The sequence below is a fragment of the Microtetraspora sp. AC03309 genome (assembly GCF_020826795.1).
Lineage (GTDB): Bacteria > Actinomycetota > Actinomycetes > Streptosporangiales > Streptosporangiaceae > Microtetraspora > Microtetraspora glauca.
Genome location: NZ_JADDIL010000398.1, coordinates 1 through 565, shown reverse-complemented (window position 1 = coordinate 565; position 565 = coordinate 1). Strand labels below are relative to the sequence as shown.

2 protein-coding genes are annotated in these 565 nt (G+C 70.1%); both read right to left on the bottom strand.

Annotated elements, in window-relative coordinates:
* Positions 1-255, bottom strand: a 255-nt coding sequence (locus tag IMZ11_RS43535; RefSeq protein WP_228649553.1) for a hypothetical protein, incomplete at its 3' end; no start/stop codon positions are given.
* The coding region (locus IMZ11_RS43530; RefSeq protein ID WP_228649552.1) for a hypothetical protein at positions 252-565 on the bottom strand (314 nt) is incomplete at its 5' end. The genes IMZ11_RS43535 and IMZ11_RS43530, both read right to left, overlap by 4 nt.

Below are 565 nucleotides of genomic sequence, written 5' to 3'. Positions count from 1 at the left end.
GTCCAGCAGCACAAAGATGTTGGGTTCGGTCTCGCCGGCCGGCCGGGGCACGGTGTCGTGGGTTCGACCCGCGACGGGGCCGAGCGCGGCCACGAGCAGTAGCAACCCGGCCGTGGTCAGTGCCGACCAACGCGACACCGCCGCCCAACCGTCACTCTCGGCGCGGACCTTTCCGAAGGTGATGGCACGAGCCGCGAGCAGCACCACCGCCAGCACCGCGATCAGCAGCGGCGGCAGGAGCGGTTCAAACCTCATCGCCGCATCACCGCCGGCCACCACCACAACACCGCCATCGCCAGCAAGGCGACCAACACCGGGATCCCGGGCGTTTCGGCGGATCGAACATCCGCGGACTCGCCGGTCGACCCGGCCCTCGGCGGGTGGTCCCGGATCTCGGTCAGGTGCGCATCCACATCGGCGGCATCGGAAAACCACCGGCCGCCGGTGCCGCGGGCCAGATCGGTCGCAACCCCGTCCCCGGATCCCGGAGTGATCGCGTTGACCTGCACGTCTGCCGTCACCGCCAGGTCGCGGAGTCGGTCGGTACCGAACAAAGGTGCCACCT